The following is a 7,618-nucleotide window of genomic DNA, read 5'->3' as shown; positions in this document are numbered from 1 at the left end:
TCTATAAAATGCTTAAGTATACTTTTTAGTTTTTATCGTTTCTTGTAATTTGAATTTGAATTTCAATAAGTTTTTTTTCCAAAAAGGTAAATTACTTACTCTTAATTTAAATATTTGTTTATCAAGTATTTTCTGAATTTCAACATTAAAGTTATCTTTTATGTTTTCAATAAAATTTATCCAAATAAAAACTCTTTCATTATCTTGTTTAGATGACCAATAGGAAGTATTATGAACTCTATAAATAGCCATTGTTTGATTGATGAAATGAATTTTTCCGTATTGTGCATTAAGCATATGTAGATAATAATCGCCAATTGGTGAAGTATAAAAATAGTTTGGAAAATCGGCAAACAAGTGATTTCGGTACACTACAGAGCAAGTATGCATATAATTCCCCTTAGCTAAATCATAAATAGTAGTAGTTTGAATAGATTTACCTGTAATGGTATCGTCACTAATTGTTCCGTTGGTTTCAACATTAACTTTGTGAAAACATATTGTAAAATCAGTATTTTTCTCTAAAAAATCGACCTGCTTTTGCAATTTATTTTCATCTATCCAATAGTCATCACCTTCGCATAGGGCAATATAATCGCCATTACATTTTTTTAAAGCATTGATGAAATTGGGCATTATACCCATATTTTCTTTATTATTTATAAATTTGATTTTATATCCTTTTGGATGTTGATTTATAAATTCTTCTATGACGGTAATCGTATTGTCAGGGGAATTGTCATTTGCTATCACTAGTTCAAAATCAAAATGTGTTTTTTGTATGAGTACACTTTCTATAGCTTGTTTAAGATAGTTTTCATGATTATAAGTAATCATACATACACTTACTTTCATATATTAAAGTAGGAATTGATTTATATATTAATAGATTGTAAACAATTATTAAACTTTTATTTGTCTTTTATGAAAAATTTTATCAAAAATATTTAAAATAAAAAATCTTAAAGGATATTTTGTTTTTATAATTTTTTTAACATTTTTATAATTATTTAATATTTCAGTTTTATTGTTATTGAATAAATTACCATATTTAGGATATTCTTCAATTATTTTTAATTTATCATAATAACTTAAGCTTAATTTTTTTAGTTTTTTTGTTAAAATATAAAATGATAATTTAGTTTTATGAATATCATAAATATGTGATAATTTATCCTTTTGCTTTTCAGTTTTATCAAAGAAAACACCTCCAACTTGTTGTTTAGAATGTATCCTGTAATAAAAATATTTATCGTTAAGCATTACTATTTCACCTTTTGATGCCGCTATTGTAGCAATCCATCCATCGTGGTGATAATTTTTAAAATTGGGAAAAGGCATAACATCTGGAATTATACATTTTCTAAAAGCCATAGATGCTCCTGTAAAAATATTTCCAAAATGAGTAATCATTTTAAAGTAATCATAAGTAATATTTTGCTCATTTAAGAAATTTGGAATATCCCAAAGGGAGTATTTGTCAATCACATTAGAGTTTTCGTCAATACAATATCCGTTAGAGCCAATTACATTAATATTTTGATTATCATTAAAATATTGTAAATAATCTTTAACTTTATTTTCTACCCAAATATCATCTTGATCGGACAGAAAAATAATGTCACCAGTACAAAGATTTATAGCTTTCTCAAAATTTTTCACACTCTTCAAACAGATTTCATTTTTATGTAAATAAATCATTAATGGAAATTTTTCAATGTAATCATTTATAATTTCAATGGTAGAGTCTGAAGAGCCATCATCGCAAATAATAATTTCATCTACATTTACAGATTGTTTTAAAATGGAGTCAAGCTGTTGTTTTATAAACTCATCACCATTATAAGTACACATAGCTACTGATAGTTTCATTTACTATTTCAATTTAAATACAACATTTATCCATGATTCAATCGTGTATTGATTGTAAATTTCATCTGATATAGGGGTGTAATCCGTTTCAAAAAAAGGTATGCTAAAGTCTATTTTATCTTCAATAACGAGGATGTTATTGGGATTATAAAAATTATAGCTTTTCACATTTGAATTATTAGTAATTATTTTTTTTTGAAATGCCATAGCTTCGAAGAACCTAAAACTTAAACCAGATTGGTTATCTTGAACAAGATCAATAATTATTTTTGTTTCAGAATATAATTTTAATAATTTTTTTAAAGGAATTTTTTTTGATTGGAACTTTATTGATTTTTCAATTAATTCATCTATTTTTTGCTTATTAATTTTTTTAAGATTGTATTTGAATATTTTATAACGAATGTTTCGACTTACAAATATGAATTTATACGATAAATTATGCTCTTTTAATTGGTAAGCAATTTTATTGAAAATTGGAAAGCGTTTGTCAAATGATGTAACCGTTAACAAATCATATTTAGGCACAATAGTATCTTTTGGTTTTTCAAAATAGATATAATTTGTCATTTGTATGAAATTATTTTTTAAACAATCTTCAGAATCAAAAGAGTAAATTGTATCAAATATATTTGCTTTCAAGAGTTCTTCAACGGGACATCTAACAAGACTATCATATAAATAAGTATTATATTCTTTGGTATATTCTTTGATTTTTTTATGATATGCTAAATCTATCACATTAGGGTTTATAACTAAAATTTGATCATGTTTTCCATGATGTTTAAGTTGGTCTAAAATGTACTCCTGTTTTTTTATATGCTTTGGATTTTTGCCTAATATAATTTTACTGAATGCATTTTTAATACGAGACATTAAACTAGCATGTTTATAAGCTCCTAACTTTATGTGATATGCATCAATTTTTTTCTTCCTTAACGCTTCTATTATAAATGAATCATAATGCCAGTTATCAAAACTTATCAAACAAATTTTTAATGCATTCATTAATTACAACATTTTTTTGAGCGTATAAATTTACTTATTTTTTTATTAAATAGATTGATATTATTTTTAAAATATATTTAAGTAAACGTAATAGTATTATTTGTTTTATATCTATTTTTTTTCACAATTCATAAGTTTTTAGCTTGCTTAAAAACTATTTTCGTTTTTTTCTAAATTTCAATTTAGTTTTATCATAATTTCCGTTTAATCAAACTTTAAAGAAACATGTTTATCTTAACTTATATTTTCACATTTGGGAGTTATTCAATGTAAATCATAAAAACGATTGTGTTTACCTAACTATTTCTCTTTAAATTCATGACTATCCATTCTAGTATAAATGTAACTTTTTATAAATTGATTAAAAAAAGTAAATTTCACTTGAGTTGTTTTAAAAGAGAATATACCTATAACTATAGAGAAAATTTTAATTATTAAAATATTTTTATCCATATTTAAAATGTGTTATAAAAAATAATCTTTTTAAGTAATATTAGTTAAAAAATAGTATTTTCACTTCTAAATAATTTTGATGAAAGCTTCAGTAATAATTTCCACATATAACTCTGTTGAATGGTTAAGAAAAGTCTTAACTGGATTTAGCGTACAGACTGAAATGGATTTTGAAATTATTGTTGCCGATGACGGTTCAACAATAGAAACTAAAATTTTGATTGATAGCTTTATAGGAAAATTTAATAATCCAATAATTCATGTTTGGCATGAAGATAATGGATTTCAAAAAACAAAAATTTTAAATAAAGCCATACTAAAAAGCACTTCAGAGTATTTGATTTTTACTGATGGTGATTGTATTCCAAGAAATGATTTTGTTCAAAATCACTTAAAACAAAAGGAGTTTGGTTTTTTTTTATCCGGAGGGTATTTTAAATTACCAATAGTAATTTCTAAATTAATTTCTGAAAATGATATTGTTAGTCAAAATTGTTTTACTATTATGTGGTTAAAAAAAAATGGATTAAAAATCAATTTTAAAATAACTAAACTCACTCATAATTCCTATTTTTCCTCTTTTATGAATTGGATAACTCCAACAAAACGTTCTTGGAACGGACATAATTCTTCAGGTTTCAAATCGGATATTTTGGCTATAAATGGTTTTAATGAATTATTACATTATGGTGGTGAAGATAGAGAAATGGGAGAACGATTATTTAACAACGGATTATTATCCAAGCAAATAAGATATAGCGCTATTTGTTTGCATTTAGATCATTCAAGAAGTTATGTTAATACTGAAGCAATAAAGAATAATATGGAAATTCGACATCATAATAAACAACACAAAATTACTTGGATAAAAACAGGAATTTACAAACGCTAAAAAAATGTATTGTTTTGCACCAATTAAAGACTATACAAATATCAGTTATTTTTGAAATTATACATTTCTTTGAGATAATAATATTTCAACGAAGCACCTTGAGCCACTAAGTACGACCAAATATAACCTTCGTAAGCATTCAAAAAATTTAGATTTAAAAAATATTCTCTAAAAAAGGTAAATGGAAAGGTAACGTAAAGTTTAATCCAGGTGCATTTTTTCCTTTTATTAAAATATTCGTTAGCTTTTAAAAAGGCGTAGTAGTCCATTTTATGAATAGCTTCTTTGAGTTCGTAAATAGTGTAATGAAATAAAGGTCCTTTTACTTTAGATATATTACCCTTTACTTGTATGCCTTCATGAACAATATTATCTGTCACACCACCTTTATTTTTATTAAATAAACGCAAAATCCAACTCCTACTTTCTTTTCCATAAAGGAATTGTTTGTTTAAAAAAATATGTTTTCTATTAATTAAAAAACCAGAATTATTTTTAAAATCATTATGTGTTAATTTTAAGATATTTGCTATCAAATCATCACTTAATACTTCATCAGAGTCAATAGAAATAATCCATTCGTTTTTACATTTGGTCATCAAAAGTTTTTTTTGAGCTCCAAAACCTTCAAATTTATTTTGAAAAATTTGAGAAGTATATTTTTTACAGATTTCAATAGTTTTATCATTGCTAAAAGAATCTAAAATAATGATTTCATCACACCAGTATAGTTTTTCTAGCACTTTATCTATTTGTTTTTCACTATTGTAAGTAAGTATAGCTGCTGATATTTTTTGAGAACTCATCTTTATTATTTTATTAGGTATGGACTACTATTTCACAGAAATTAAAGGTATTTATCTAAACCGTTTTGACAACGGATAAGTTTTTCAGAGATTGTTTTTTTTAAAATTAGCTCATTTGTAATTAGCATTTTTCTAGTGCTTTCTGGGTGAAAAATATGTAATACATTTGCGTTAAATTTTACGTTTTTTCTAATTATTTTAGCATTTAATAATCGAACGACTATTTCTGTATCCTCTCTTCCCCAACCAATAAAATCTTCATTAAAGCCATTAACTTTAATCAAATCGGTTTTGAAACAAGCCATATTACATCCTCTCACTTGCTTATAACTAGTTGTTTTATAACTGCAAATTTTTGACAGAAAAGAATTGTTTATTAAATTTTTTGAGTTGGCTAAAATATAATTATTATTTACTGAGAAATTGATATTTTTTTTGGATAAAAGTTGTTTGGAATAATCATCTTTTAGTAAAACTCTTGTGCCAATAACAAATTGATTTTTATTGCAATGGCTTACATGATCTTTTATAAAATTAGGATGCAAAACCAAATCCCCGTCAATCATTATGATATAATCGCCAGTTGATTTTGCTATTGCTTTATTTCGAGAAGTGGCTAATCTAAATCCAATATCTTCTTGCCATGAATGAATAATAGTGGTTTTCAGTTTGGTTTGCCATTTTTTTATTAAATTAGATGTTTCTTCTGTTGAACCATCATCTGCAATCAAAATCTCATCAGGCAAAAGCGTTTGATTTTCAACACCCATTAGAACAATTTCTAGTGCTTTTGGCCAATTATAGGTTGTGATAATTAATGTTGTGGTCATATTCAATACTATTTAGGAATTATCATTTCTCTTTTAAAATTTCTAAATATAAACCATTTATAGATTTAGCTATATTTCTATCATTAAATTTTTGAACAAATTCATATCCTTTATCAGCAACCTCATTTCTTAAAATTTCATTGTTTAGTAATAAAGTAATTTTTTCTGCTAATTCTTCAATATTGGTTGGGTTAATATAAATGGAATAAGGACCACCGGCTTCGGGAAAAACACCAGAATTAGTAGTTATAACGGGTGTTTTGGAATATAATGCTTCGATTATAGGAATTCCAAAACCCTCAAAAATAGAAGGGTAAACAAAAATTGTTGCTAATTGATATATGATGGCCAGCTCTGTGTTATCTATTTTATTCAAATGAAAAACTCTATCTTCCATTTTATTATCAATAATGTATTGATGAATTTCATTGTAGTATGATGTTTTTTTACCAATAATAACAAGTGGAATATCAATATCTTTAATAGACTTTACTACACTGAATAAATTTTTACGTTCTTCAATTGTACCAACATTTAGGATAAATTTAGCTGGAAGCCCATATTTTTTGATAACCTGATTTTTTTCCTCTAAAGTGTATTTTTTTTTAAAAACATCTTGACAACCCTGATAAATAACTTTAATTTTATTAGGGTTAATCATTAAAAATTCAACAATATCTTTTTTTGTTTGTTCACTTATTGCAATAATCAAATCGGCTTTTTTTGCTGCATATTTAAATTTCCAATAATAAATTTTTCTGTCAAAAAAATTATATAATTTGGGATAACGAATAAATATTAAATCATGAATAGTGACTATTTTTTTAATTTTATCACTTAAACCTATTGGTAGTTCACCCGAAAGACCATGATATATTTCAATATTATAATTTTTAACAGTATTTGAAATGAAAAATAAACGCCAAAGTGAGTTGATTTTTTTAAATAAATAATTATTCGGATTTACTTCTATTACCTTTGAACTGTAATTATTAATAGAAAATTCTCTAGATTTTTTTGGATTAAATAGAAAATAGTCATTATCAGGATATGCATCGGATAATAATTTTACTAAACTTCTACTATAATTTCCAAGCCCAGTTTTGTTATGAAAAAATCTTTTGGCATCAAATCCGATTTTCATTTTATACACAATTTAAATCAATAAAATTTTTTAATTTATTTTCGAAAAACTCTGGTTTAAACTGATTATACATTTCGTTATTGTTTTCAGAATCGTTTTCTACATAATCATCTACATGCACAGATATATTTGTAGTATTATTTTCAAACATATTCCATCCAATTTTTTTAACAAAAGGGGCAAATATTGTGAATGTGGGTATGTTCAATGCTTTTGCCATATTTGTTGCACCACCTTCATTGCCAATCAACGCCTTGCAATGAGATGTTATTGCAAGAAAATCGCGAAGATTTGATTCATAAATATTAAAAAAAATTTTGTTTTGAGTTTCTTGATTGCAAAGTTTTAACAAAGAGTAAGCTAAATCTTTTTGAAAAGGCATATAGTTAAATAATAACTGAACATCTTTATTCTTTGCAATTTGTTCAATAACTTTACACATATAAGGTAGATTGTAAGTTTTGCTTTCATCGCTTCCAATGGCACTAATCATTATGATAGGTTTTGAAATAGAAATTCCGCTAGAAATTAATTTATTTTTTGCATTTTCCTTTTCTTCGTTTGTTAAAAATATTTTTGGTTTTATTACCTTGAATTTGATTCCTAATGGTTC

The 7,618-nt window shown here is 24.9% G+C and carries 8 protein-coding genes; 1 reads left to right on the top strand and 7 read right to left on the bottom strand.

Going from position 1 to position 7,618, the window contains the following annotated elements; all coding sequences use genetic code 11:
* Positions 1-12 precede the first annotated feature (12 nt).
* From ACK5ON_RS12590 to ACK5ON_RS12580, 3 genes are read right to left on the bottom strand one after another with little or no spacing between them, the layout of a single operon-like run.
* Positions 13-855 (bottom strand): glycosyltransferase, encoded by an 843-nt coding sequence (locus tag ACK5ON_RS12590; protein WP_409823097.1) that lies wholly within the window; start codon positions 853-855, stop codon positions 13-15.
* 48 nt (positions 856-903) lie between these two features.
* On the bottom strand, positions 904-1,872 hold the full coding sequence (locus ACK5ON_RS12585; RefSeq protein ID WP_409823094.1) for a glycosyltransferase family 2 protein: 969 nt from the start codon (positions 1,870-1,872) through the stop codon (positions 904-906).
* 3 nt (positions 1,873-1,875) lie between these two features.
* On the bottom strand, positions 1,876-2,880 hold the full coding sequence (locus ACK5ON_RS12580; RefSeq protein ID WP_409823092.1) for a hypothetical protein: 1,005 nt from the start codon (positions 2,878-2,880) through the stop codon (positions 1,876-1,878).
* A 532-nt stretch (positions 2,881-3,412) separates the two neighbouring features.
* On the opposite strand from ACK5ON_RS12580, the gene ACK5ON_RS12575 reads away from it, so the two are divergent.
* The gene (locus ACK5ON_RS12575; protein ID WP_409823089.1) at positions 3,413-4,225 is read left to right on the top strand and encodes a glycosyltransferase family 2 protein; all 813 of its coding nucleotides are present in this window, start codon (positions 3,413-3,415) and stop codon (positions 4,223-4,225) included.
* Between the two features lie 41 nt (positions 4,226-4,266).
* On the opposite strand, the gene ACK5ON_RS12570 is transcribed toward ACK5ON_RS12575, so the two are convergent.
* The 4 genes from ACK5ON_RS12570 to ACK5ON_RS12555 form a co-directional block, all read right to left on the bottom strand.
* Entirely contained in the window at positions 4,267-5,031 is a 765-nt protein-coding gene (locus ACK5ON_RS12570; RefSeq protein WP_409823086.1) for a glycosyltransferase family 2 protein, read from the bottom strand.
* A gap of 41 nt (positions 5,032-5,072) precedes the next feature.
* Positions 5,073-5,861, bottom strand: coding sequence for a glycosyltransferase family 2 protein (locus ACK5ON_RS12565; RefSeq protein WP_409823082.1), 789 nt, complete (start codon positions 5,859-5,861; stop codon positions 5,073-5,075).
* Between the two features lie 22 nt (positions 5,862-5,883).
* Positions 5,884-7,005 carry a glycosyltransferase family 4 protein gene (locus tag ACK5ON_RS12560; protein ID WP_409823079.1) on the bottom strand — a complete coding sequence of 374 codons (1,122 nt, stop codon included), beginning with the start codon at positions 7,003-7,005 and terminating at the stop codon, positions 5,884-5,886.
* 1 nt (position 7,006) lies between these two features.
* On the bottom strand, positions 7,007-7,618 hold a 612-nt coding region (locus ACK5ON_RS12555; RefSeq protein ID WP_409823076.1), incomplete at its 5' end, for a glycosyltransferase family 9 protein.

The organism is Flavobacterium sp., assembly GCF_046317795.1.
In the GTDB taxonomy this organism is placed as follows: domain Bacteria; phylum Bacteroidota; class Bacteroidia; order Flavobacteriales; family Flavobacteriaceae; genus Flavobacterium.
The sequence above is the reverse complement of the archived record's forward strand: the minus strand, read 5'-3'. Positions and strand labels throughout refer to the sequence as shown.

What these genes read in the sequence shown, in the direction of transcription:
- ACK5ON_RS12590 (WP_409823097.1), bottom strand. Translation starts at nt 855, where the DNA reads ATGAAAGTAAGTGTATGTATGATTACTTATAATCATGAAAACTATCTT.
- ACK5ON_RS12585 (WP_409823094.1), bottom strand. Translation starts at nt 1,872, where the DNA reads ATGAAACTATCAGTAGCTATGTGTACTTATAATGGTGATGAGTTTATA.
- ACK5ON_RS12580 (WP_409823092.1), bottom strand. Translation starts at nt 2,880, where the DNA reads ATGAATGCATTAAAAATTTGTTTGATAAGTTTTGATAACTGGCATTAT.
- ACK5ON_RS12575 (WP_409823089.1), top strand. Translation starts at nt 3,413, where the DNA reads ATGAAAGCTTCAGTAATAATTTCCACATATAACTCTGTTGAATGGTTA.
- ACK5ON_RS12570 (WP_409823086.1), bottom strand. Translation starts at nt 5,031, where the DNA reads ATGAGTTCTCAAAAAATATCAGCAGCTATACTTACTTACAATAGTGAA.
- ACK5ON_RS12565 (WP_409823082.1), bottom strand. Translation starts at nt 5,861, where the DNA reads ATGACCACAACATTAATTATCACAACCTATAATTGGCCAAAAGCACTA.
- ACK5ON_RS12560 (WP_409823079.1), bottom strand. Translation starts at nt 7,005, where the DNA reads ATGAAAATCGGATTTGATGCCAAAAGATTTTTTCATAACAAAACTGGG.